This window comes from Agrococcus sp. GCM10030265 (assembly GCF_042666675.1).
Lineage (GTDB): Bacteria > Actinomycetota > Actinomycetes > Actinomycetales > Microbacteriaceae > Agrococcus.
Genome location: NZ_JBHTCZ010000002.1, coordinates 1,432,918 through 1,454,245 on the forward strand (window position 1 = coordinate 1,432,918; position 21,328 = coordinate 1,454,245).

Genomic DNA, 21,328 nt, shown 5'->3' on the forward strand with positions numbered 1-21,328 from the left:
CGCCGGTGTCGAGCGACGGGAGACGCTCGGGGAGGCTGCGGCGGCCCGTCCTCGCGCGGCATGTCGCGGGTCTCGGGCGGGACATCACGAATCCGTAACGCTCGTGCCGACGCCGCCTGTGCTATCCGCGCGCGCCCGTCCTCCCGCGTGCGCGACCGCCCGGGTGTCGGGGGACACGGCTAGCCTCGCCGCATGACCTTCGCGAACGTCGGCACCCTCGGCGCGAAGCCCGGTGCGCGCGACGAGCTCGTCGCCATCCTCACCCGCCCGAGCAGCGAGCTCGCCGCCGCCGGCTGCCTCCTCTACGAGGTCGGCGTCGCCGACGACCAGCCCGACGCCGTGCACGTCGTCGAGCTGTGGGCCGACGCCGAGGCCCACCGCGCCTCGCTCGCGCTGCCGTCCGTGCGCGCCGCGATCGAGGAGGCGATGCCGCTCCTGTCCGGCGAGATGGGCGGCGTGCGCTTCGACGTCGTCGGCTCGCCGCTGCGCGCGTCGTCGTGACGCGCTTCGCGATCGACGCGGGCGCGCTGCTGCGGCTCGCCGAGTCGACGACGCCGCTCGCCGCGGGGCATGCGCTCGTCGGTCGCGGCTCGCTGCGCAGCGACGCGATGGCGATCCTCTACCGCGACGTGCGCGAGGGCCGCCGCACCGAGGCCGACGCGAAGGCCGTGCTCGAGCGGGCGACGGCCACCCGGATCCGACTGCTCGGCGACCGCGTCTCGCGCGCCACCGCCTGGGCGATCGCACGCGAGCAGGGTCGCGACGACATCGGCGACGCCGAGCATCTCGCGGTCGCGAGGCTGCAGGCCGCGCTCGTCACCGACGACGCGGTGCTCGCCGCCGCAGCCGAGGGCATCGTGCCGCTCGCGGCCTTCGGCGATCTGCTGCGCTGAGACGCCGCCTCGAGGCCGGTGGCGCCGACGACATGCCAGCATGGGCGCATGGCCGACCTCTTCGCGACGCTCGACACGCTCGTCGAGTCCTGCAGCATCGTGATCGACCGCCCGCGCGGGTCGACGCATCCTCGGCACGCCGACGTCGTCTACCCCGTCGACTACGGGTACCTCGAGGGCACGACGGCGGGCGACGGCGACGGCATCGACGTCTTCCGCGGATCCGACCGCGGCGCGGGCGTCGTGGGCGTGACGGTCTCGGTCGACCTCGGCAAGCGCGACGCCGAGGTGAAGGTGCTGCTCGACTGCTCCCCGAGCGACGTCGATGCGATCCGCGCGCTCGTCGTCGACCGGCTCGACGTCGGCGCGATGGTGCTCCTGCGCGAGCGCTGACGCGCACGAGGCGTCAGCGGGACGCCGGCGCGCAGCACGAGCAGGCGGGCACGACCGAGGGCGCCGACGCGGCATCCGCCCACCGCCAGCCGAGGAGCACGTCGCCTGCCGGCCCGACGAGCAGCGCAGCCGAGAGGCAGGTGCACGGCGACGTCTGCCTCGAGTCGGCGACGGCGGATGCCGAGCCGAACTCTCGCGTCGATGCTCAGTAGGCGCGCTCGTACTGCGACGGGGTCCAGTCGACGTCGGCGCCGAGCTCTCGCGCCCAGCGGATCGGCAGGTGCGGGTCGCGCAGCGCGGCACGCCCGACGCGGACGGCGTCGACGCCCGCGTCGACGATCGCCTGCGCCTGCTGCCCCGTCTCGATGATGCCCACGGCGGAGGTCGGCACGTCGGCGGCGGCGATGCGCTGCGCGAGGTGCGCCTGGTAGCCGGGGCCCACGGGGATCTCGGCCCGCACGAGGCCGCCGGACGACGCGTCCACGAGGTCGGCGCCTGCCTCCTCGGCCCACCGGGCGATCGTCGCCGCGTCGTCGGCGGTGAGGCCGCCGTCGGTCCAGTCGGTCGCCGACAGGCGCACCATGATGGGCATGGAGGGCAGCGCGGCACGGATGCCGCGCACGACCTCGAGCAGCAGCCGCGCACGCCCCGCGAGGTCGCCGCCCAGCTCGTCGTCGCGCGTGTTCCACAGCGGCGAGAGGAACTGGTGCAGCAGGTAGCCGTGCGCGCCGTGCACCTCGACGAGGTCGAAGCCGGCGTCGGCTGCCCGCACGGCTGCGGCGACGAACGCGTCGACGACGTCGCGCGCCTCGTCGACCGACAGCGCGCGAGCGTCGGCGAGCCCCATGACGGAGCCGTCGACTGCCGACACCGTCTGCCAGCCGCCGTCGGCGATGGGCAGCGAGCCCGAGCCCGCGTCGGGCCCGAACGTCGGACGCGTCGACGCCTTCGCCCCCGCGTGGGCGAGCTGGATGCCGATCGCTGCCCCGCGCGCGTGCGCGAAGTCGACGATCGGGCGCCAGGCGTCGCGCTGCGAGTCGTCCCAGATGCCCGTGTCCTGCCGCGAGATGCGCCCCTCGGGCACGACGGCCGACGCCTCGACGACGAGGAGCCCCGTGCCGCCTGCGGCGAGCGCGCCGTAGTGCACGCGGTGCCAGTCGGTGGGCACGCCGTCGAGCGCGTCGACCGAGTACATGCACATGGGAGCGATCCAGATGCGGTTGCGCAGCCTCAGCTCGCGGACGGTCATGGGGTCGGTGATCGACGGCACTGCTGCTCCTCGCGTTGGGTCCACCTCCGTCCAGCGCAGCGAGCGCGCGGACATTCCCGAGGCGCTGGCAGCACCGGCGCGGCGCTACGGCACGGTGACGTCGTAGCGGTCGAGATCCTCGCCGAAGTCGACGCGCACCGTCACGACGAGGAACTCCTCCGGCACCTCGACGGGGCGGGCGATGCTGACGTCGAAGCTCATGGCGTGCGGGTCGTCCGGCCGCAGCCGCCCGACGACGTCGAGCACCGTGAAGCGGTCGCTCGCCGGCCGGATCTGCAGCGGCGGGCACCCCTCGCGCGGCGCCGTCGCGCAGGCCTCCAGGAAGCCGAGGGCGGTCGCCTGCACGTCGGCGTCGAGCATCTCGGTCGTGTCGCTCGTCCAGCGCACGGAGCCGGTCGAGGCCGAGACCACGAGGCCCTCGAGCCGCTGCACCTCGAGCTGCGCCGGGGTGCGCACGTCGACGTCGTAGCGGCCCGGCAGCATCCACGCCGCCTGGTCGCCGCGCGCGACGGCCGGGTCGAGCGGCACGCCGTCGACGGCCTCGACCACGAGGGCGCCCGAGCGGATGCGCACGGGCACCTCGACCCCGTCGGTGACGAGCCACCGGCCCTCGATGCGCTCGAGGACGAGACGCGTCGGGTCGACGCGGCGCTCGACGAGCACGTCGCAGTCGACGGTCGCGACGTCGACGCCCAGGCGCGGGGCGTCGCATGCGAGCGAGGCTCGCGCCGCGGGCTCGATGCCCGCCGTGAGCAGTGCGCGCGTCGCCGTCGCGTCGTCGAGTCGCTGCTCGGATGCGAGCGCCGCGCCGTCGGCGGACTCGACGACGTCGGCGTAGGCGGCCACCGCTTCCTCGACCGCCGCCCGCTCCCCGTCCGAGCGCACGAGGTCGGCGACGACGACCCCGCCCGCGACGAGCAGCGCGCCCGCGAGGAAGGCGGCGAGCGGCACGCGCGCGCGCCGCCACGACCGCAGCCGCCGAGCATCGGCGCGCGGTGCCTCGGCCTCGTCCGCGGCGGATGCGTCGGCATCCGGAGCGGTCGGCCCCGCGACCGACGCCGGCGGCGCGAGCGCTTCGAGCGCGCGCCTCGCGGCGTCGTGCTCGGGGACGCCGAGGAGAGGCTCGGCCGCGGGCCCGGCGTCACGCGGCGGATCGGGCTCCACCGGAGGCATCTCGAAGTCGGGCATCCGACCCATGGCGCCTCCTCCCGGTGGCTCGACGGTACTCCGCCGTCGCCGCCCGCGCATGGCGTGCGCAGGGGCGGCGCATGGCAGGGCTCCCTACGCTGCTCGGATGCCGTCACGAGGATCCCGCGCATGATCGCCGCGCTCGCCGACGCGCTGCGCGACTCGATCGTCGTGCCATCGGCGTCGGTCGGGATGTCGTCGCTCGCGGTGCTCGTCATCGCCGGCCCGCTGGCGGCATGGTGGCTCGCTGCACGTCGTCGCGCGGCAGGCGCGATCGCGGCGCTCGCGCTGCTGCCGATCCTCGCGCTCACGATGACGCCCACGAGCCGCGACATGCGCATCGGATGCGCCGTCGACTGGAGCCCGCAGCTGACGACGGCGGAGCCGCTGTGGAACGTGCTGCTGTTCGTGCCGTTCGGCCTCGCCCTCGCCGTCGCATGGCGGAGGCCCGTGCTCGCGGTCGCGGCGGGATCCGCGACGTCCTTCGGCATCGAGCTCGTGCAGGCGGTCGTCACGCCGATCGGGCGCTCGTGCGACACGAGCGACTGGATCGCGAACACGTCGGGAGCGCTCATCGGCGTGCTGCTCGCGGGCGTCGGCCTCGGGCTCGCACGGCTGCAGCGCCGCGACGCCGAGCGTGCCGCAGCGCAGGCCGACCCGCGACGGCAGCTGCAGCACTGACCGCCGCGGGCATCCGCCGCCCGCGAGCGCGGCATCGGCGCGGCCACCGCGGCGTCGCCGCTCGTGCCCCGCGCGCTGCCGGTCTAGGCTCCCGCTCGAGCGATGCGACGGAGGGAGGCGGGCGTGCTGTCGACGATCCTCGCCACGTACCCGTGGATCGCGCCGTCGCTGCTCGCGGTCGTCGTCGTGCTCGGCCCGCTCGTCGCGTGGGCGCTCGCGCCCGTGCGGCGTGCGGCGATGGTGCTCGCGGTCGCCGCGTTCGTCGCGGTCGGGGCGCTCACCCTCTGGCCGACGCGCGCCGCGGTCGGGGCGGGCTGCTCGCTGCGGTGGGACGTCGACCTGCTCGCGCCCGAGCCGCTCGCGAACGTCGTGCTGCTCGTGCCGCCCGTGCTGCTGCTCGCGGTCGCGACGCGACAGCCGTCGCTCGCCGCGCTCGTCGGCGCGATCGCCGCGGCTGCGATCGAGATCGTGCAGGCGGTGCTGCCGATGCTCGGCCGCGCGTGCGACGTGGGCGACTGGGCTGCGAACGCGACGGGCTCGGTGCTGGGCGCCGTGCTCGCGGCGATCGGCATCGCGATCGCACGCAGCAGGCGGCGCCGGGCGCGAGCCGACCGCGTGCGCCGCTGACGCGTCCGCGCGGCTACGACGTCGCGACCGCGCGGCCGCCCGCGGCGCGAGCGCCGGCAGCTCGGCCGCCCGCAGCACCGCCGCCCGCAGCACCGCGGCGCGCATCCCGGCCGAGCGTGCCGCGCGCTCGGTGGTCGGCGGCGACGCGTCGCCGGTACCACTGCCCGAACAGCACGACCGCGAGCGCGAGCTCGACGACGTCGCCACCCGCCGACATCACGCGCGCCGCCGTCTGCGACTCGGCGACCGACGCCCCCACCGCGGCGTCGCCGTACAGCTGCACCGCGAGGATGCGGTGCGCCGCGCCGGCGAGCACGAGCGCGCCGACGCGCACGGCGAGGCGCGGGCGATGCGGTGCGGGGTCGACGCCGACGAGCGACCACGTGAACAGCGATCCGGTCGCGACGAGGTGCGCGAGCACGAGCACGTGCAGCACCGGGTCGTGCAGCGCGACGCGGCCGGCCTCGGTGCCGTAGAGCAGCCACATCGTGCCGACGTGCAGCGCGGTGGCGACGACGGGATGCGCCACGACGCGAGCGAGGCGGCTGCGCAGGATGCGGGCGAGCCTGCGCGCCTGCACGGCGGCGAGCGCGTTCAGCGCGAGCGTCGTGGGGGCGGCGAGCACGAGCAGCATCGGCGCCACCATCCCGACGAGCAGGTGCACGACCATGTGCGCCACGGCGTCCTCGTGGGCGCGCACGGCGAGCGGTCCGACCGCCGATGCGGCGACGAGCGTCGTGCCGGCGAGCCACAGCACCGTGCGGTGCAGCGGCCACGGCCTCCGCGTGCGCAGGCTGCGCACCGCGCCGAGGTGGAGCGCTGCGGCGAGCACGGCGGGCACGGCCACGACGATGCCGGGCCCGAGGGCGGCGACGAGGCCCAGCCCCGCGTCGTGGGCGCCGTGCCCGGTCACGACACGGCCGGGGGGCCGGGCCGGCGCGGCGGCGACGCGAGCGCGCATGCCACGGCGCCCGCGGCGAGCAGCGCGACGGCGGAGGCGACCCATGCGACGTCGTACGGCAGCAGGTCGACCCCGTAGCGGATCTGGTGGATGCGCAGCAGCTTGTGGTCGACCACCGCGTCGAACAGCTGGAAGGCGCCCATGCCGCAGAGGACCCCGGCGGTTGCGACGCGGCGCCCGATCGCGCGGCGGCGATGCGCGTCGGCGAGCAGGAAGCCGCCCGCCGCGAGCCCGACGACCTCCGCCGCGTGCAGCAGCCCATCCGACAGGAGGCCGATCTGCGGCGTCGCGCGGTCGAGCAGGTGGTGCCAGCCGAGGAGCTGGTGGAAGACGATCTCGTCGACGGCCGCCATGAGCGCGACCCCGATGAGCACGGCCGCCCAGAAGGCCCGGTCGCGCAGGATCCACGGCAGGCCGCGGCGCCGCTCGCGCGTCATCGCGAGCGCCGGTCGCCGCGCGAGCGCACGAGGCGCTCGATGCCGAAGAGCGCGAGGCCGAGCACGAGCAGGCCGCCACCGAGCGCCCACACCGTGCCCGACTGCTGCGTGAGCAGCAGGATGCACGAGGCGACGCCGAGCACGGGCACGACCGCGGGGATGCGGAAGTGGTCGTGCTCGACGCGGTCGCGCCGCAGCACGAGCACCGCGACGTTCGTGCTGATGAAGACGAGCAGCAGCAGCAGCACGACGGTCTCGGCGAGCAGCGCGAGGTCGCCGAACGCCGTGAGCGCCATCGCGACGAGGGTCGTCGCGACGATCGCGACCCAGGGGGTGCGGCGCCGCGGCAGCACCCGCGCGAGGGTCGCGGGCAGCAGCCCGTCGCTCGCCATGCCGTATGCGACTCGGCTGGCCATGATCATCGTGAGCAGCGCGCCGTTCGCGACGGCGATGAGCGCGACGAGGCTGAAGAGCCAGGACGGCACGCCCACGCCCGTCGCCTCGACGACGGCGAGCAGCGGCCCGGAGGATGCGGCGAGCTCGTCGGCGGGCAGCGCCACCGCGGCCGCGAGGCCCACGAGGGCGTAGAGGATGCCGGCGGTCGCGAGCGCGCCGAACAGTGCCCTCGGGTACACGCGCGACGGGTCGCGGATCTCCTCGGCGACGTTGGCCGACGTCTCGAACCCGACGAACGAGTAGTAGGCGAGGATGGCGCCGCCGAGGATCGCCGTGCCCGGCGCGACGTCCGAGCGCAGCTCGGCGGCGCGGCTCACGTCGCCGCCGCCGGATCCGACGAGCAGCAGCACCGTCACGATGACGAGCAGCAGCCCCGTGAGCTCGATGGCGGTCATGACGACGTTCGCACCGAGCGACTCGCGGATGCCGCGGAGGTTCACGAGCGCGACGAGCGCGAGGAAGCCCATGGCGGCCGGCACGGCGGGCACCGACACGAAGGTCTGCAGGTACTCGCCCGCGAAGGCGAGCGCGAGGCCGGCGGCGCTCGTCACGCCGGCGGCGAGCATGGCGAAGCCGACGAGGAACCCGACGACGGGCGCCCGGTAGGCGCGTTGCGCGAACACCGCCGCGCCACCGGCTCGCGGGTACTTCGTCACGAGCTCGGCGTACGAGCCGGCGGTCAGCAGCGCGAGCGCGAGCGCGACGAGCATGGGCAGCCAGATCGCCCCGCCCACCTCGCCTGCGAGCTCGCCTGCGAGCGCGTAGATGCCGGCGCCCAGCACGTCGCCGAGGATGAAGAGGAACAGCAGCGGGCCGGTGATGCGCCGTGCGAGCGTCGGCGCGCCCGTCGGCCGCGCCGTCGCGCCCTCCGGGGCCGTCGCGCCCTCCGGGGCCGTCGCGTCCTCCGGCGCCGTCGTCGCATCCGTCGGCGTCGTGCCCTCGGCATCGTGCCGCTCCCGCATCGTGGCTCCTCACGCTCGTCGAATGCGCTCGCAAGCGTGGGTGATGGCCGACGGCGACGACAAGGGGGTCGCGAGACGGTCGCGCGACGTGCAGCCGCGGGCACGGCTCCCGTCGCGCGCGGCGACGCAGACTCGCGGGCCGACCGCGACCCCCTTCCTCGCGCACGGCGGCGCGACGTAGCGTCGCCCGTCCACGACCGAGGAGCTCGCATGCTGCATCGGGACGCCGCACCCGGCATCCACCGCCTGGCCATCGCCGCCACCAACCTGTACCTCGTCGAGGTCGACGATCGCGTGCTGCTCGTCGACGCGGGGCTGCCCGCGGCCTGGCGTCCGCTGCACGAGGCGCTGCACGCGATCGGCCGCACGCCCGACGACCTCGCGGGGGTGCTGCTGACCCATGGCCACTTCGACCACGTGGGGCTCGCTCGCCGCATCGCGGAGCGCTGGTCGGTGCCTGTCTGGTCGCATCCCGCCGACGTGCGGCTCGCGCGGCATCCGTACGGGTACCTGCACGAGCGTGCACGCCTGCCGTACCCGGTGCTGCATCCCACCGCGATCCCCGGCCTCGTCGCGATGACGGCCGCGGGTGCGCTGACGGTGCGCGGCGTCGAGGCGCGGCCCATCGACGACGACGTGCCGTTGCCCGCCGACGCGCGCATCCTCGAGGTGCCCGGCCACACCGACGGCTCGATCGCCATCCACCTGCCCGAGCGCGACGCGCTGCTCACGGGCGACGCGCTCGTCACCCTCGACCCCTACACGGGCGTGCGCGGGCCCCAGATCGTGGCGGGTGCGGCGACGGCGCGCAGCGCGGTCGCGCTCGACTCGCTGGATGCGTTGGCCGCGACCGGTGCGACGAGGGTGCTCACGGGACACGGCCCCGGCTGGCGCGGCGGCATCGACCGGGCCGTCGAGGCCGCGCGGCGACGCGGAGCCCACTGACGCGGAGCGCACCCACGCCGGTCCCACCGACGCCGGGCCTCAGGCCTGCGCCGCTGCGGCGGCCCGCTCCCCCAGCACGCCGAACGCCGCCGCGAGCTCGGGTGGCGTCACCTGCGTCATCGCGGCGTCGAAGCGCGCGAACGAGGCCGCGAGCCCCATCCACGACCAGGCGCCGAGCGTGAGCCGCGTCGCCCGGCCGTCGACGCCGTCGACCTCCTCGACCTCGCCCTCGCTCGCGAAGGGCAGCACCCGATCGGCGGGCAGCGCGAGCACCACCGAGCCGCGGCACGGCCAGTCGGTACCCGTCGTGGACCCGCGGAACCGTGCGAGCACGAAGGCGCGCGCGTCGCCGCCCGGCACCTCGCGTCGCGCGAAGCGCACGCCCGTCGGCGGCAGCGGGCGGATGCGGTCGACGCGCAGCAGCCGCCACCGGTCGCGCTCGGGGTCGAACGCGACGAGGTACCAGCGCCCCTGCGCCAGCACCACGCCGTGCGGCTCGACCCGCCACGACGGCCCCTCGCGACCGTCGTAGACGATGCGCAGCATCTCGTCGGCTCGTTCCGCCGTCGCGACGGCGAGGAGCACGTCGGGGTCGGCGGCCACCGCTCCCGCTGCGTCGAGCGACGACACCGCGAGCGCGTCGACGCGGTGCCGCAGCGGGGCGGGCAGCACCTGCCGCACCGTCGCGAGCGCGCGCACGGCGTCCTCGGCGACGGCCGTCCCCGCAGCGGAGGCCGTGCGCAGCGCGACCGCGAGCGCGACGGCCTGCCCGTCGTCGAAGCGCATGGGTGGCAGCTCGCTGCCGGCCTCGAGCCGGTAGCCGCCACCCGGTCCCTTGATGGCGTGGATGCGGTAGCCCATCCCGCGCAGCCGGTCGACGTCGCGCCGCACCGTGCGCGCGCTGACGTCGAGCCGCGTGGCCAGCGCGTCGCCCGGCCAGTCGCGGCGAGCCTGCAGCAGCGACAGCACCGCGAGGAGGCGCTGGGCGGGCGTCGACATGCTGCTCAGGCTACGTCGAGAAGAGGACCGTAGGTGACCGGCACTGCCGGGATCGTGGGATCCACGCGGTGGGAGACGCCCGCCGCCCACCGAAGGAGCATCCATGAGCATCGCCATCACGCCCCACCTGAACTTCCGCGGCACCGCTCGTGCAGCGCTCGAGCACTACCGCGACGCGTTCGGCGGCGAGCTCGTCGTCGTCACGCACGCGCAGTCGTACGGCACGACCGACCCTGCCGAGGCCGACCTCGTGGGCTGGGGCCAGGTCGAGGCGCCGTCCGGCTTCCGCATCATGGCCTACGACGTGCCCGCCGAGCGGGCCTACGAGCCGGGCGTCGCACCGAGCTTCGTCTCGGCGCGCGGCACCGACGCCGACGAGCTGGCAGCGGCGTGGGAGCGCCTCGCCGAGGGCGGCACGGTCGTCGTGCCGCTCGCGCCGTCGCAGTGGGCCCCGCTGTACGGCATGCTGCAGGACCGCTTCGGGGTCACCTGGGTCGTCGACGTCGCGGTCGCCTGGAGCTGATGCCGTGCCTGCGCCCTCGGGAGGGGGCGCAGGCTACCCGGTACTCGCAAGCCCTCCCGGCGACGTGCGCGGGGTGATGGACTGGTGCAGCCGGTCGCGACGCTGCGAGCGCTCGCATGCGCAGCCCACGAGGCCTCGTCCGGCCCACCATCCACCGACATCCATAGGAGACCGCCATGCGCACCGTCGACGCCTACGCCGCCACCTCGGCGACCGAGCCGCTCGTCAAGACCACCATCGAGCGCCGCGACGTCGGCGCCCGTGACGTGCTCATCGAGATCGCCTACGCCGGCATCTGCCACTCCGACATCCACACCGTGCGCGGCGAGTGGGGCGAGACCACGTACCCGCTGGTCGTCGGCCACGAGATCGTCGGCGTCGTCGCCGAGGTCGGCTCCGAGGTCACGAGCCACGCCGTGGGCGACCGCGTCGGCGTCGGCTGCATGGTGAACTCGTGCCGCGAGTGCGAGGCATGCCTCGCCGGCGACGAGAACTACTGCCTGCGCGGCAACGTCGGCACCTACGCATCCGTCGACCGCGACGGCACCATCACGCAGGGCGGCTACTCGACGCACGTCGTCGTCGACGCCGACTTCGTGCTGCGCGTGCCCGAGTCGATCCCCTACGAGGCCGCCGCGCCGCTGCTGTGCGCAGGCATCACCACGTACTCGCCGCTGCGGCACTGGAGCGTCGGCGAGGGCACGAAGGTCGCGGTCGTCGGCATGGGCGGCCTCGGCCACATGGCCGTGAAGATCGCGGTCGCGATGGGCGCCGAGGTCACCGTGCTGTCGCAGTCGCTCTCGAAGCAGGACGACTCGCTCCGCTACGGCGCGATCGCCCACCACGCCACGAAGGACCCGGAGACGTTCGAGACGCTCGCCGGCGCCTTCGACGTCATCGTGAACACGGTGAGCGCGAAGATCGACGTCGACGCCTACCTCGGGCTGCTGCGCCGCAACGGCTCGCTCGTCAACGTCGGCGCCCCGGCCGAGCCGCTGTCGCTCAACGTCTTCTCGCTGCTCGCCGGCCGCAAGTCGTACTCGGGCTCGATGATCGGCGGCATCCGCGAGACGCAGGAGATGCTCGACTTCTGCGCCGAGCACGACATCGCGCCCGAGATCGAGCTCATCGACGCCGAGCGCATCAACGAGGCGTACGAGCGCGTGCTCGCCTCCGACGTGCGCTACCGCTTCGTGATCGACGCCGCGACGATCTGACGCGCATCGCACGAGACCCCCGTCGCCGTGAGGCGGCGGGGGTCTCGTCGTCGTGCCTGCGGGATGTCCGCGCCCGAGGGTGGGCGCGCTGCATGCGGCCTCGGCGCCTCGCAGCCGCCTGGGCGTCCGGCCTGCTGGGCGCGCTCGACGATCTGGACGCCGTGCTCACGCCGGGCGAGCGCGCGCTCGCCGCCGAGCTGCTGCGCCGCATCGCCGACGCTCGCTGAGCGGACGTCGGCATCCTCGCCGGCGCGTGCGAGCAGACTGGGGTCGTGAGCGCGATCCCCCCGACCCCCGAGCAGCCGTGGCAGCCCGAGCAGCCGTGGCAGCCGGCGCAGCCGTGGCAGCCGGCGCAGCCGTGGCAGCCGGCGCAGCCGCCGCAGCAGACGGGCGTGCACGGCGCCGCCGGGCAGGCGTGGCAGCACGCGCCAGGCACCCCCGGCCCGGGCGGTCTGGTCGGCACGCCTGCAGCCCCGCCGCGATGGCATCCGCTGCCCTGGCTGTCGCTCGCGTTCGGCATCGCGAGCCCCGTGGCGACGCTCGGGTCGGGACTCGGCGGGCTCGTGAGCCTCGCGTCGATCGTCGGGCTGCCCGACGTGTCGACGATCGTCGCCTGGGTCTTCGGCCTCGCCGCCGTGGTGCTCGGCATCGTCGCCCTCGCGCAGCGCAGGCGACCCGTGGCGGCCGCGATCGTCGGCATCGTGCTGCCGGTCGCCGGCCACGTGGTGCTGCTGGGGCTGTGGGTGCTCGTCTTCGTCGGCGTGATGACGCTCGCGGGCATCGCCTGACGTCGAGCCGCGCCTCGAAGGCGGCGCCGCGCGGGTCGACGGGCGCCGCTGCACGCCTGAGGCGGATGCGGCGAGCTGCGACGCACGGATTCGCCACGAGGGCCCTCGCAGACGCGGCGGCGGATGCGCCGGATGCACGGGTGAGGAGGAGCCGACGGCCAGGCCGGCTCCTCCGACGGACCCTTGCGGGCGACCCGTGTAGACGACCCCTCAGGCCGCTGTGCCTTCACGGTAGGACGGGCGCCTCGGAACCACCATGGGCAGAACTCCCCATGCCCTCACCACGCTCGAGGCGCACGGACGTGGTAGGCGTCGGCCGCGGGATCGACGGCTCGAGCGACGGAGTGCAAGGGCTCGCGCATCGCGTACGGCTGCGCGACGCTGGCCGCATGACCGACGGAACCCAGCCCACCGCGTCCGACCCCGACCTCCCCACCGACCCCGACACGGCGGAGCCGGCGACCGAGGCCCCCGATCCCGACGCGCCGACCGACCCGAGCACGCCCGGCATCGCGGAGCCCGATGCGACGATCCCGAGCGTGTCGCCGACGGCGGCGTACGGCGGCCCCGTGTCGTCCGAGCTCGACGGCCCTCCCGAGCTCGATCGCGCCGCGGCCGAGGCCGACGAGGAGCCGACGAACGTCGAACGCGACTGACCCCTCGCACGACGAAGCCCCTCGCTGTCGCGAGGGGCTTCGTGTCGTGCGCGCCCGGAGGGATTCGAACCCCCAACCTTCTGATCCGTAGTCAGATGCTCTATCCGTTGAGCTACGGGCGCATGGCCGCGAGGGCCGTGGACAAGCATAGGGGACCACGGCCCATCGCGCGAATCGGCGTGGCGCGAGCCACGCCGACGAGTCACATCGGCGTGATGTTCGAGGCCTGCAGACCCTTCTGGCCCTGCGTCACCTCGAACTCCACCTTCTGGTTCTCGTCGAGCGTCTTGAAGCCCGACGAGTTGATCTGCGAGTAGTGCGCGAAGAGGTCGGCGCTGCCGTCGTCGGGGGTGATGAAGCCGTAGCCCTTGCCCGAGTCGAACCATCTCACGGTCCCAGTGGCCATGAGTCTCCCTGTCATGCTGTGGTGCTGCGGTGGTGCGCGGCGGGTGCCGCACGCCGGTCGCAGAGGCAGCCCCTGTCCCCCGCACGGCGTGCTCTCACGGTAGCGAATCGACCTTGAGACGACGGGTCCCGATCATGCCGATTGGATAACGGTCTGGCACGCGCCGCGGAGGCGGATCAGCGGTGGATGAAGCGGGGATCGCGCTTCTCGCGGAAGGCCGCCATGCCCTCCTTCTGGTCCTTCGTGTCGAACTGCGCGGCGAACGCGTGGCGCTCGAGCCGCAGGCCCTCGGCGAGCGACGTCTCGAGCGCCGCGTCGAGCGCGGCCTTCGCGGCGTACAGGCTCGGCAGCGACTTGGATGCGATGCCCTCGGCCAGCGAGGCGACCTCGTCGAGCAGGTCGTCGGCGGGCACGACGCGCGAGACGAGCCCGGCGCGCTCGGCCTCCTCGGCGGTGATGAGGCGCCCGGTGAGCACCATGTCGGCCGCCTTGTAGTACCCGAGCGCGCGCACGAGCCGCTGCGTGCCGCCGATGCCGGGGATGACGCCGAGGTTGACCTCGGGCTGCCCGAATCGCGCCGTGTCGGCGGCGACGATGAGGTCGCACATCATCGCGAGCTCGCAGCCGCCGCCGAGCGCGTAGCCCGAGACGGCGGCGATGACGGGCGTGCGCACCGCGGCGAACTGCGGCCACCTGCCGAAGGGGTCGTCGACCATCCACTCGACGCCCGTCTTCGACTCCATCTCCTTGATGTCGGCGCCTGCGGCGAAGGCCTTCGCCGAGCCGGTGACGACGATCGCGCCGATGCCGGGGTCGGCGTCGAACGCGGTGGCGGCGTCGACGACGTCGTGCATGATCTGCGCGTTGAGCGCGTTGAGCGCCTCGGGACGGTCGAGCGTGATCCAGCCGACGCGTCCTCGCGTCTCGACCTGGATGGTGGTGGGTGCGTCGGTCACGGAGGGCTCCTCAGGGTGCTGCGGGCAGGTCGAGGTCGCCGCCGGGCGGCGGCGCGAAGTAGGCGGCGACGTCGTCGTCGGCGACATGGGCGAGGTCGGCGGGCTGCCAGCGCGGCTGGCGATCCTTGTCGACGAGCTGCGCGCGGATGCCCTCGGCGAGGTCGTGCGTCGTGATGGCGTGCGCCACGATGCGCAGCTCCTGCGCGAGCGCAGCCTCGAGGCTCGGCAGCGCGGCGCCGCGGCGGCGAGCCTCGGCGGCGACCCGCAACCCCGTGGGCGACTTCGTGCGGATGAGCGCGGCCGCGGCGCGCTCGTCGTCGCCGCCGGCGTCGAGGGCGGCGAGCACGTCGTCGACGCTCGTCGCCTCGAAGGCGGGCGGCACGTCGTCGCCCGCGCCCGGTGCGGGCACGGTCGCGAGCGCGGCGATGGCCGCATCCGGGTGCTCGTGCTCGAGCCGGGCGACGAGCTCGTCGAGCCGCTCGGCGGGCACGTGATGGTCGGCGAGCCCCGCGCGCACGGCGGCGGCGGGCCCGACGGGCTGGCCGGTGAGCGCCATCCACCCGCCGATGCGGTGCGCAGCCGGTCGCGACAGCAGCCAGGAGGCGCCGACGTCGGGTGCGAACCCGATGGTGACCTCGGGGAAGCCGACGCGGCTGCGGTCGGTGACGACGCGATGCGAGGCGTGGCCTGCGATGCCGACGCCGCCGCCGAGCACGACGCCGTCCATGAGCGCGACGACCGGCTTGGGGAAGCGGGCGACCGCGGCGTCCATGCGGTACTCGTCGCGGAAGAACTGCAGCGTGCCGTCGATCTCGCCGTCGAGGATCGCGCGCCGCAGGCCCACGACGTCGCCGCCCGCGCACAGCCCGCGATCGCCGGCGCCGCGCAGGACGACGACCTCGACGCGGTCGTCGTCGCGCCATCCGTCGAGGGCGGCGAGCACCGCGAGCACCATGCCGTGGGTGAGGGCGTTCATCGCCTTCGGCCGATCGAGCACGAGGATGCCCACCCTGCCGCGGCGCTCGACGACGACGTCTTCGCTCATGCGCCCACGCTATCGAGGGCCGGCGTCGCGGGCACGAGCCTCGCCCGCGAGACGCGACGCCGTCCGGCGCGACGCGCGCTCGGCGCTCGGCCGTGCGTCCCCGGACGCGGCCGGCGTCAGAGCACCGGCGGCGCCTGCTTGCCTGCGGTGATCTGCTCCGCCTCCTGCTCGGTGACGAGCACGAGGCCGCGGGTCGAGTTGGCCATCTCCATGAGCGCCTCGAGCCACATCGGGCTCAGCTGCGGCACGCGCGATCCCGAGAATCGGAACTCGAGCGGGATCGAGGGCGACATCCACAGCGAGACGCGGCCGGAGCCTGCGTGGGCGTCGACCGTCCACGAGAGGAGGAAGGACTCCTGCCGGCGCAGCTTCGCCGAGACGACGGCCTTCACGTGCGCGAGCATCCGATCCTCGATCTCGTACTGCGTCGATCCGGCGTAGGTGAGGTGGCCCATGGTGACCATCCTAGGAGGGAATCGCATCGAGATGATTCGGGTCGCTAATCGTCTGACTGCCTGACGCCGAGGCAACTAGTTCGACTTGCAAACTATCTCTCTACCGGCGTCCTAGCCTCGTCGCATCCACGCGTGCGCGAGGGCGCTCGGCGCCGCCGCACGCAAGGGCTTTGCGTCGACGGCGTCGTGATGATGCGATGGTCGGTGGACCGAGAGGAGCAACGCATGGGACGCCTGCACTACGGCGATGATGGCGCGGTCGCGCAGCTCGCCGACGAGGACCTCGAGCACCTGCAGGTGGTGGTGGTGAACAAGCTGCGCAGGGCGGAGCCCTTCCTGCTGACCATCCAGTCGCAGGACGCGCTCGAGCCGACGCTGGCGTTCTGGATCCACGAGCACGCGGATCTGCGCTTCGCCTTCGACCGCCGCGAGCCGTCGCCGACCGACCGCGACCGCCTCGAGCACATGATCCAGGAGGCCTCGACCACGTCGGGCCTCCACCTGCGCGCCGCCTAGCGGGGCACGCTGCGGCCCGGGCCGGCAGCATCGCGGCGATCGCGCCGTGACGATGCCGCCCGGGCAGCGCAGCGGCACGACGCCTAGGGCTCGAGCACGAACGTCACCTCGAGGGTGACCTGCCAGCTCGTGACCTGCCCGCCGTCGACGACGACGCTTTGCTCCTTCACCCACGCGGCCTCGATGCCGCGCAAGGTCTCGCTCGCGCGCGAGATGCCGCTCGCGACGGCGTCCTCGAACCCGACCTCGGACCTGCTGGTGATCGTGGTGACTCGTGCGACGCTCATGGCGCGCTCCCTCCTCGATGGAGCCGCCATTCCACCGCGTCGTCGACTCGCGGTCGAGCCCGTTGCGGATGCGTCTGCCTGCGCGGCGCCGCGATGCGCACCCAGCGACGTCTCGACCGCTCAGGGAGCCCATGACCCCGCTGCGTGCGCATCTGCGCGCGCCGACGCCCGTGCTGATGCGACGAGCCGAAGGCGGCGCAAGCCGCGCCGCCGGAGCATCGGAGGCGGCGACGATGGCGGCGACCGTCCAGACCTCCGCGCCGGGACGCGACGCCGAGCAGCCGCACGGACCGCCGGCAGGACCGGAGCGTCGGCCTCGCGCTCAGACCCCTGGTGCTTCGGCGACCTCGTGCGCTGCCTGACCACCGACCGCCGCAGCGCGAAGGGAGAGTGCCAGCATCCCGACCGCGCCCAGCAGCACGACGACGATCACCGCCGGCATCGGCATCGGCACGAGGGCAGCGAGCCCAGCGGTCAGCGCGCACCAGGCCGCGGCCCGCATGTGGCCTTCAGCCCGCCGATGCGCGGCGAGCCACGCCGCGTCGCTCGCCAGCGTCGCCCGAGTACGAATGCCCGCGACCGCGTTCCGGCCGAGCCGGCCCGACGCCGCAGCACGCGCCATCCACCACATGGACGCCCCGACTCCCGTCATCACGACGGCGAGCACACCCCGACCGAAGAGCTCTTCCACCGCCATCACGGTACTCGAGCGTCGGTCACGCGTCCGCGGCGTCGACGCTCGGCCAGGGGGCCGATCTGTACGACGACGACCTCGAGACGCTCGGCGAGGAGCTCGACGAGGCGATCGCTCGCGCGGGTGGGGGTGGGATGTGGGCAAGCGCCGCATCCCGACGCACGAAGAAGCCCCGATGCCCGGCGGACCGGGATCGGGGCTTCTCGCAGTGCGGAGACGGAGGGATTTGAACCCTCGGTCCCCTCAAAGGGGACTCCACCTTAGCAGGGTGGTGCACTAGGCCTGACTATGCGACGTCTCCATGGCCCGAAGGCCGGTGGCAACTCTAGCAAACCGAGGGACGCCCGCCCGACGGGGCGGCGGCGGGCGCCCGCGGCGTCAGAACTGGTACGGGACGACGCACGTCTGCTGCGACGCGTCGGTGCCCTGCACGCCCTCGATGGGCGCCTCCGACGGCGGTGCCGTCGCGGCAGGATCGGTCGCGGCGGGATCGGTCGCCGCGGGATCGACCGGCGCCGGATCCGTCGCCGCCGGGTCGGGCGCCGCCGGGTCGGCCGGAGGGGTCGTCGCCGCAGGGTCGGGCACGGCAGGGTCGGCCGTCGCCTCCGCGCCCTGGCCCGTGGCGTTCGGGTCGAGCGTGACCGGCTGGTCGGAGGCGATGAGCGCCATGACCTCGTCGGCGACGGGGGTGGGCACGACGCGGCCCGTGCCGTTCGACGCCGAGGGGTACTGGATGAACTGCATCGTGTCGAGCGGGATGTTCGCGAGCACCCGCGCCATCGACACCATCGTGCCGACGTCGTTCAGCGACGACGACATCGTCATCGACGACGTCGCGACCTGCGCGATCGAGTACAGCCTGCCGAGGTCGCTCAGCACCGCATCCGACTGCAGGGTGCGGATGAGCGACGACAGGAACACCTGCTGCGACGAGATGCGCGACAGGTCGGAGCCGTCGCCGACGCCGTGCCGCATGCGGAGGAACTGCAGGGCCTGCAGGCCCTCGATCTCGTGCGTGCCCTCGGTGATCGAGAAGCCGGTGTACGGGTCGTCGATGTCGCCGGCGAAGCACACCGGCACGCCGCCGACCGCGCTCGACATGTTGACGACGCCGTCGAAGCCGATGAGCGCGGCGTACGGGATCTCGAGGCCGGAGAGCGACTCGACGACGGTCGCGACGCACGCGAGGCCGCCGCGGCCGAGCGCAGTGTTCAGCTGCTGTCCGCGCGCCGCCGGCAGGTCCGCACCGCCCTCGGGGTCGGTGCACGCGGGGAAGTCGATGATGAGGTCGCGCGGGAACGACACGACCGTCGCGCGCTGGTGATCCTCGGAGACGTGCAGCACCATCGTCACGTCGTTGAGCGCGCCGCCGGTGTAGCCGTCGTCGACCGTGCCCTGGCCCTCTCGCGAATCCGAGCCGACGAGCAGGATGTTGAAGCCGCCCTGCTGCTCGGCGAAGGCGGGAGGCGGGTCGCCCCCGAGGTCGACGGTGTCGACGTCGCCCTGCAGCTGCAGGAAGGAGATGCCGAGCACGCCGACCGTCGAGACGAGCACGACGGTGAGGCCGAGGGCCACGAAGCCGACGATGCGGCGCACGGGATGCCGACGACGGAGGCGCCCGTGGCGCGGTCGGACCTCGGGTGCGTCGACGATCTTCGACGGTGCCATCGGTCTCCTTCCGGTGCGGCAGCGAGCTGCGGATGCGCGGAGGGCGTGGGATTCGAACCCACGAGGCATCGCTGCCCACCGGTTTTCAAGACCGGCTCCATCGGCCGCTCGGACAGCCCTCCTGGTCCGCGGCGCGGACGAGCCATGGTACCCGGCGGGGCTCCGGGGACGCCGAAGGGCTCCCTATGAGGACGCCCAGCATGCGGCGCGTCGTCGCGACCGCGAGGTCAGACCCGCACGGCGCCCTTCGCCGCGAGCGGCTCGAGCACGTCGGCGAGGCCGTCGTCGTCGACGGCGCCCGTGCGCTCGTTCGCCGCGGCCACGACCTCCGCGGGGGCCTGCCCCATCGCCACCGCTCGGCCTCCGCCTGCGGCGACCCACTCGAGCATGTCGATGTCGTTGCGGCCGTCGCCCACCGCCAGCACGCGCTCGCGCGGGATGCCCGTCGCATCCAGCACCCGCTGCAGGCCCGTGGCCTTGTTGACGCCGTCGGGGGCGATGTCGAGCCACGACGAGAAGCCGATGGCGTAGGAGACCTTGTGCAGCCCCATGCCCTCGACGATCTCGAGGAACTCCTCGACGCCGTGGTCGGGGCTCATGACGACGACGCGCATCGCGGGCTCGACGGTGAGGCCGTCGAAGGCGACCTCCTCGGCGTCGTCGAGGTTCCAGTCGTCCATGCCGTGCGTGTAGCGGCGGAAGCCGGTCGCGTCCTCGACGAGGAAGCGCGCCTCCGGCAGGCCCTGCGCGATGCGCTGCAGCGCGGGCGCCGCGTCGAACACCTCGACGTGCTCCTGCACGTAGCGACCGCCCTCGCGGCGCAGCACGAGCGCGCCGTTGGCGACGACCATCCACTCGGGCTCGATGCCGACGCGCTCGGCGAGGCCGACGGTCGTCGACTGCGAGCGCCCCGTCGCGAGCACGACGAGGTGGCCGGCGTCGACGACGGCGCGCACCGCGTCGGCGACGCGCGCCGAGAGCGAGTCGTCCTCGCGCACGGTCGTGCCGTCGATGTCGAGCGCGACGAGCCAGCGCTCGCTCACGCGACGGGCTCCAGCACCTCGAGGCCGCCGAGGTACGGCCGCAGCCGCTCGGGCACGCGCACCGAGCCATCGGGCTGCTGATGCGTCTCGAGGATCGCGACGAGCCACCGCGTGGTCGCCGCCGTGCCGTTGAGGGTGGCGACGGGCGCCGTCCTCCCCGTCTCGGTGCGGTAGCGCGTCTGCAGGCGACGTGCCTGGAAGGTCGTGCAGTTGGAGGTGGAGGTGAGCTCGCGATACGTGCCCTGCGAGGGCACCCACGCCTCGATGTCGAACTTGCGCGACGCCGACGAGCCGAGATCGCCCGCCGCGACGTCGATGACGCGGTAGTCGAGCTCGCACGCCTGCAGCATGCGCTCCTGCAGCGCACGCAGCCGCTCGTGCTCCGCCTCCGCCTCGTCGGGCTTCACGTACGAGAACATCTCGAGCTTGTTGAACTGGTGCACGCGCAGGATGCCGCGGGTGTCGCGGCCTGCGGAGCCCGCCTCGCGGCGGTAGCACGTCGACCATCCGGCGTAGCGCAGCGGCTGCTCGACGTCGACGATCTCGTCGGCGTGGAAGCCCGCGAGCGCGACCTCGGAGGTGCCGGTGAGGAAGAGGTCGTCGGCGGGCAGGTGGTAGACCTCGGCGGCGTGCTCGCCGAGGAAGCCCGTGCCCTGCATGACCTCCGGGCGCACGAGCGTCGGCGTGACGAGCGGCGTGAAGCCGTCGGCGAGCACCTCGTCGAGCCCCATGAGCATGATCGCGAGCTCGAGGCGCATGCCGATGCCCGACAGGAAGTAGAAGCGGCTGCCCGACACCTTCACGCCGCGCTGCAGGTCGAGGGCCTTGAGGCCCTCGGCGAGCTCGACGTGGTCGCGCGCCGCGAAGTCGAAGGTGCGCTCGGTGCCGTGCGTCGACAGCAGCGCGAAGTCCTCCTCGCCGCCGGCGGGCACGTCGGGATGCACGAGGTTGCCGATGCGGCCCATGACGGCGTCGAGCGCGGCCTCGGCCTCGGCGACGGCCGCCTGCGCGGCCTTCACGCCCTCCGACGCCTCCTTCGCCTGCGCGATGAGGGCGGGGCGCTCCTCCTTCGAGGCCTTGCCGACGGCCGAGGCGTGCGCGTTCTGCGCAGCGCGCAGGCGCTCGTACTCGCCGATCGCCGAGCGACGCGTCGCGTCGGCCGCGAGCGCCTCGTCGACGACGTCGACGGAGTCGCCGCGCACCTGCTGGCTGTGCCGGACCTGCTCGGGATGCTCACGCAAGAGGGAGGGGTCGATCACCCG

27 protein-coding genes and 3 tRNA genes are annotated in these 21,328 nt (G+C 74.2%); 12 read left to right on the plus strand and 18 right to left on the minus strand.

What is annotated here, in order from left to right; genetic code table 11:
* The first annotated feature begins 192 nt into the window (after window positions 1–192).
* From ACFQPP_RS11300 to ACFQPP_RS11310, 3 genes are read left to right on the plus strand one after another with little or no spacing between them, the layout of a single operon-like run.
* A complete protein-coding gene (locus ACFQPP_RS11300; RefSeq protein WP_376916695.1) occupies window positions 193–501 on the plus strand; it encodes a putative quinol monooxygenase in 309 nt (102 codons plus the stop codon).
* A complete protein-coding gene (locus tag ACFQPP_RS11305; protein ID WP_376916696.1) occupies window positions 498–893 on the plus strand; it encodes a hypothetical protein in 396 nt (131 codons plus the stop codon). Before ACFQPP_RS11300 ends, ACFQPP_RS11305 begins: the two co-directional genes overlap by 4 nt.
* Before the next feature lie 48 nt (window positions 894–941).
* Window positions 942–1,286: a hypothetical protein gene (locus ACFQPP_RS11310; RefSeq protein ID WP_376916697.1), complete on the plus strand. Its 345-nt coding sequence runs from the start codon at window positions 942–944 to the stop codon at window positions 1,284–1,286.
* Window positions 1,287–1,491: 205 nt separating this feature from the next.
* Here the strand turns inward: ACFQPP_RS11310 and ACFQPP_RS11315 are convergent, their stop codons facing one another.
* Together ACFQPP_RS11315 and ACFQPP_RS11320 are read right to left on the minus strand one after the other, a co-directional pair.
* The gene (locus tag ACFQPP_RS11315) at window positions 1,492–2,556 is read right to left on the minus strand and encodes an oxidoreductase (RefSeq protein ID WP_376916698.1); all 1,065 of its coding nucleotides are present in this window, start codon (window positions 2,554–2,556) and stop codon (window positions 1,492–1,494) included.
* An 84-nt stretch (window positions 2,557–2,640) separates the two neighbouring features.
* Window positions 2,641–3,753, minus strand: a complete 1,113-nt coding sequence (locus ACFQPP_RS11320) for a hypothetical protein (protein WP_376916699.1) — start codon at window positions 3,751–3,753, stop codon at window positions 2,641–2,643.
* Window positions 3,754–3,873: 120 nt separating this feature from the next.
* Between ACFQPP_RS11320 and ACFQPP_RS11325 the strand changes: the two genes are divergently transcribed.
* Window positions 3,874–4,425 carry a VanZ family protein gene (locus ACFQPP_RS11325; RefSeq protein ID WP_376916700.1) on the plus strand — a complete coding sequence of 184 codons (552 nt, stop codon included), beginning with the start codon at window positions 3,874–3,876 and terminating at the stop codon, window positions 4,423–4,425.
* 102 nt (window positions 4,426–4,527) lie between these two features.
* Window positions 4,528–5,052: a VanZ family protein gene (locus ACFQPP_RS11330; protein ID WP_376916701.1), complete on the plus strand. Its 525-nt coding sequence runs from the start codon at window positions 4,528–4,530 to the stop codon at window positions 5,050–5,052.
* Window positions 5,053–5,065: 13 nt separating this feature from the next.
* On the opposite strand, the gene ACFQPP_RS11335 is transcribed toward ACFQPP_RS11330, so the two are convergent.
* Genes ACFQPP_RS11335 through ACFQPP_RS11345 form a run of 3 tightly spaced genes read right to left on the minus strand, consistent with a single transcriptional unit; the run spans window position 5,066 to window position 7,868 of the window.
* A complete protein-coding gene (locus tag ACFQPP_RS11335; protein WP_376916702.1) occupies window positions 5,066–5,965 on the minus strand; it encodes a cytochrome c oxidase assembly protein in 900 nt (299 codons plus the stop codon).
* A complete protein-coding gene (locus ACFQPP_RS11340) occupies window positions 5,962–6,450 on the minus strand; it encodes a DUF2243 domain-containing protein (RefSeq protein ID WP_376916703.1) in 489 nt (162 codons plus the stop codon). The genes ACFQPP_RS11335 and ACFQPP_RS11340 overlap by 4 nt, the downstream gene beginning before the upstream one ends.
* The gene (locus ACFQPP_RS11345; RefSeq protein WP_376916704.1) at window positions 6,447–7,868 is read right to left on the minus strand and encodes an APC family permease; all 1,422 of its coding nucleotides are present in this window, start codon (window positions 7,866–7,868) and stop codon (window positions 6,447–6,449) included. Before ACFQPP_RS11345 ends, ACFQPP_RS11340 begins: the two co-directional genes overlap by 4 nt.
* Window positions 7,869–8,078: 210 nt before the next feature.
* On the opposite strand from ACFQPP_RS11345, the gene ACFQPP_RS11350 reads away from it, so the two are divergent.
* Complete coding sequence (locus ACFQPP_RS11350; protein ID WP_376916705.1) at window positions 8,079–8,813, plus strand: MBL fold metallo-hydrolase; 735 nt, start codon at window positions 8,079–8,081, stop codon at window positions 8,811–8,813.
* Window positions 8,814–8,852: 39 nt separating this feature from the next.
* Here ACFQPP_RS11350 and ACFQPP_RS11355 read toward each other — a convergent pair whose 3' ends face one another.
* Window positions 8,853–9,812 (minus strand): helix-turn-helix transcriptional regulator, encoded by a 960-nt coding sequence (locus tag ACFQPP_RS11355; RefSeq protein WP_376916706.1) that lies wholly within the window; start codon window positions 9,810–9,812, stop codon window positions 8,853–8,855.
* Between the two features lie 103 nt (window positions 9,813–9,915).
* Between ACFQPP_RS11355 and ACFQPP_RS11360 the strand changes: the two genes are divergently transcribed.
* The 5 genes from ACFQPP_RS11360 (at window position 9,916) to ACFQPP_RS11380 (ending at window position 12,996) form a co-directional block, all read left to right on the plus strand.
* On the plus strand, window positions 9,916–10,335 hold the full coding sequence (locus tag ACFQPP_RS11360; protein ID WP_376916707.1) for a VOC family protein: 420 nt from the start codon (window positions 9,916–9,918) through the stop codon (window positions 10,333–10,335).
* 176 nt (window positions 10,336–10,511) lie between these two features.
* Window positions 10,512–11,552 (plus strand): NAD(P)-dependent alcohol dehydrogenase, encoded by a 1,041-nt coding sequence (locus ACFQPP_RS11365; protein ID WP_376916708.1) that lies wholly within the window; start codon window positions 10,512–10,514, stop codon window positions 11,550–11,552.
* A gap of 92 nt (window positions 11,553–11,644) precedes the next feature.
* Window positions 11,645–11,779, plus strand: coding sequence for a hypothetical protein (locus tag ACFQPP_RS11370; RefSeq protein WP_376916709.1), 135 nt, complete (start codon window positions 11,645–11,647; stop codon window positions 11,777–11,779).
* Between the two features lie 45 nt (window positions 11,780–11,824).
* Window positions 11,825–12,340: a hypothetical protein gene (locus tag ACFQPP_RS11375; RefSeq protein ID WP_376916710.1), complete on the plus strand. Its 516-nt coding sequence runs from the start codon at window positions 11,825–11,827 to the stop codon at window positions 12,338–12,340.
* A 389-nt stretch (window positions 12,341–12,729) separates the two neighbouring features.
* Entirely contained in the window at window positions 12,730–12,996 is a 267-nt protein-coding gene (locus ACFQPP_RS11380; RefSeq protein WP_376916711.1) for a hypothetical protein, read from the plus strand.
* Window positions 12,997–13,045: 49 nt separating this feature from the next.
* On the opposite strand, the gene ACFQPP_RS11385 is transcribed toward ACFQPP_RS11380, so the two are convergent.
* The 5 genes from ACFQPP_RS11385 to ACFQPP_RS11405 form a co-directional block, all read right to left on the minus strand.
* Window positions 13,046–13,118, minus strand: a tRNA-Arg gene (locus tag ACFQPP_RS11385).
* A gap of 80 nt (window positions 13,119–13,198) precedes the next feature.
* The gene (locus ACFQPP_RS11390) at window positions 13,199–13,402 is read right to left on the minus strand and encodes a cold-shock protein (protein ID WP_376916712.1); all 204 of its coding nucleotides are present in this window, start codon (window positions 13,400–13,402) and stop codon (window positions 13,199–13,201) included.
* 176 nt (window positions 13,403–13,578) lie between these two features.
* Window positions 13,579–14,358 (minus strand): enoyl-CoA hydratase-related protein, encoded by a 780-nt coding sequence (locus ACFQPP_RS11395; RefSeq protein WP_376916713.1) that lies wholly within the window; start codon window positions 14,356–14,358, stop codon window positions 13,579–13,581.
* Window positions 14,359–14,368: 10 nt separating this feature from the next.
* Window positions 14,369–15,403, minus strand: coding sequence for a 3-hydroxyisobutyryl-CoA hydrolase (locus ACFQPP_RS11400; protein WP_376916714.1), 1,035 nt, complete (start codon window positions 15,401–15,403; stop codon window positions 14,369–14,371).
* A 116-nt stretch (window positions 15,404–15,519) separates the two neighbouring features.
* Complete coding sequence (locus ACFQPP_RS11405; RefSeq protein WP_376916715.1) at window positions 15,520–15,858, minus strand: hypothetical protein; 339 nt, start codon at window positions 15,856–15,858, stop codon at window positions 15,520–15,522.
* A gap of 225 nt (window positions 15,859–16,083) precedes the next feature.
* Between ACFQPP_RS11405 and ACFQPP_RS11410 the strand changes: the two genes are divergently transcribed.
* Window positions 16,084–16,374: a hypothetical protein gene (locus tag ACFQPP_RS11410; protein ID WP_376916716.1), complete on the plus strand. Its 291-nt coding sequence runs from the start codon at window positions 16,084–16,086 to the stop codon at window positions 16,372–16,374.
* Between the two features lie 83 nt (window positions 16,375–16,457).
* On the opposite strand, the gene ACFQPP_RS11415 is transcribed toward ACFQPP_RS11410, so the two are convergent.
* The 7 genes from ACFQPP_RS11415 to serS form a co-directional block, all read right to left on the minus strand.
* A complete protein-coding gene (locus tag ACFQPP_RS11415) occupies window positions 16,458–16,661 on the minus strand; it encodes a dodecin family protein (protein WP_376916717.1) in 204 nt (67 codons plus the stop codon).
* 322 nt (window positions 16,662–16,983) lie between these two features.
* Entirely contained in the window at window positions 16,984–17,352 is a 369-nt protein-coding gene (locus tag ACFQPP_RS11420; protein WP_376916718.1) for an SdpI family protein, read from the minus strand.
* A 214-nt stretch (window positions 17,353–17,566) separates the two neighbouring features.
* Window positions 17,567–17,656: transfer RNA gene (locus tag ACFQPP_RS11425), tRNA-Ser, on the minus strand.
* Window positions 17,657–17,733: 77 nt separating this feature from the next.
* Window positions 17,734–19,023, minus strand: coding sequence for an LCP family protein (locus tag ACFQPP_RS11430; RefSeq protein WP_376916719.1), 1,290 nt, complete (start codon window positions 19,021–19,023; stop codon window positions 17,734–17,736).
* A 37-nt stretch (window positions 19,024–19,060) separates the two neighbouring features.
* Window positions 19,061–19,145 (minus strand) — tRNA-Ser (locus ACFQPP_RS11435).
* Window positions 19,146–19,250: 105 nt separating this feature from the next.
* On the minus strand, window positions 19,251–20,066 hold the full coding sequence (locus ACFQPP_RS11440) for an HAD family hydrolase (protein WP_376916720.1): 816 nt from the start codon (window positions 20,064–20,066) through the stop codon (window positions 19,251–19,253).
* Window positions 20,063–21,325: a serine--tRNA ligase gene (gene serS / locus ACFQPP_RS11445; RefSeq protein WP_376916722.1), complete on the minus strand. Its 1,263-nt coding sequence runs from the start codon at window positions 21,323–21,325 to the stop codon at window positions 20,063–20,065. The genes ACFQPP_RS11440 and serS overlap by 4 nt, the downstream gene beginning before the upstream one ends.
* Between the last annotated feature and the right edge of the window lie 3 nt (window positions 21,326–21,328).

What these genes read in the sequence shown, in the direction of transcription:
- ACFQPP_RS11365 (WP_376916708.1), top strand. Translation starts at nt 10,512, where the DNA reads ATGCGCACCGTCGACGCCTACGCCGCCACCTCGGCGACCGAGCCGCTC.
- ACFQPP_RS11340 (WP_376916703.1), bottom strand. Translation starts at nt 6,450, where the DNA reads ATGACGCGCGAGCGGCGCCGCGGCCTGCCGTGGATCCTGCGCGACCGG.
- ACFQPP_RS11345 (WP_376916704.1), bottom strand. Translation starts at nt 7,868, where the DNA reads ATGCGGGAGCGGCACGATGCCGAGGGCACGACGCCGACGGATGCGACG.
- ACFQPP_RS11415 (WP_376916717.1), bottom strand. Translation starts at nt 16,661, where the DNA reads ATGAGCGTCGCACGAGTCACCACGATCACCAGCAGGTCCGAGGTCGGG.
- ACFQPP_RS11310 (WP_376916697.1), top strand. Translation starts at nt 942, where the DNA reads ATGGCCGACCTCTTCGCGACGCTCGACACGCTCGTCGAGTCCTGCAGC.
- ACFQPP_RS11350 (WP_376916705.1), top strand. Translation starts at nt 8,079, where the DNA reads ATGCTGCATCGGGACGCCGCACCCGGCATCCACCGCCTGGCCATCGCC.
- ACFQPP_RS11320 (WP_376916699.1), bottom strand. Translation starts at nt 3,753, where the DNA reads ATGGGTCGGATGCCCGACTTCGAGATGCCTCCGGTGGAGCCCGATCCG.
- ACFQPP_RS11400 (WP_376916714.1), bottom strand. Translation starts at nt 15,403, where the DNA reads ATGAGCGAAGACGTCGTCGTCGAGCGCCGCGGCAGGGTGGGCATCCTC.
- ACFQPP_RS11430 (WP_376916719.1), bottom strand. Translation starts at nt 19,023, where the DNA reads ATGGCACCGTCGAAGATCGTCGACGCACCCGAGGTCCGACCGCGCCAC.
- ACFQPP_RS11410 (WP_376916716.1), top strand. Translation starts at nt 16,084, where the DNA reads ATGGGACGCCTGCACTACGGCGATGATGGCGCGGTCGCGCAGCTCGCC.
- ACFQPP_RS11330 (WP_376916701.1), top strand. Translation starts at nt 4,528, where the DNA reads ATGCGACGGAGGGAGGCGGGCGTGCTGTCGACGATCCTCGCCACGTAC.
- ACFQPP_RS11300 (WP_376916695.1), top strand. Translation starts at nt 193, where the DNA reads ATGACCTTCGCGAACGTCGGCACCCTCGGCGCGAAGCCCGGTGCGCGC.
- ACFQPP_RS11390 (WP_376916712.1), bottom strand. Translation starts at nt 13,402, where the DNA reads ATGGCCACTGGGACCGTGAGATGGTTCGACTCGGGCAAGGGCTACGGC.
- ACFQPP_RS11370 (WP_376916709.1), top strand. Translation starts at nt 11,645, where the DNA reads ATGCGGCCTCGGCGCCTCGCAGCCGCCTGGGCGTCCGGCCTGCTGGGC.
- ACFQPP_RS11355 (WP_376916706.1), bottom strand. Translation starts at nt 9,812, where the DNA reads ATGTCGACGCCCGCCCAGCGCCTCCTCGCGGTGCTGTCGCTGCTGCAG.
- ACFQPP_RS11405 (WP_376916715.1), bottom strand. Translation starts at nt 15,858, where the DNA reads ATGGGCCACCTCACCTACGCCGGATCGACGCAGTACGAGATCGAGGAT.
- ACFQPP_RS11360 (WP_376916707.1), top strand. Translation starts at nt 9,916, where the DNA reads ATGAGCATCGCCATCACGCCCCACCTGAACTTCCGCGGCACCGCTCGT.
- ACFQPP_RS11380 (WP_376916711.1), top strand. Translation starts at nt 12,730, where the DNA reads ATGACCGACGGAACCCAGCCCACCGCGTCCGACCCCGACCTCCCCACC.
- ACFQPP_RS11325 (WP_376916700.1), top strand. Translation starts at nt 3,874, where the DNA reads ATGATCGCCGCGCTCGCCGACGCGCTGCGCGACTCGATCGTCGTGCCA.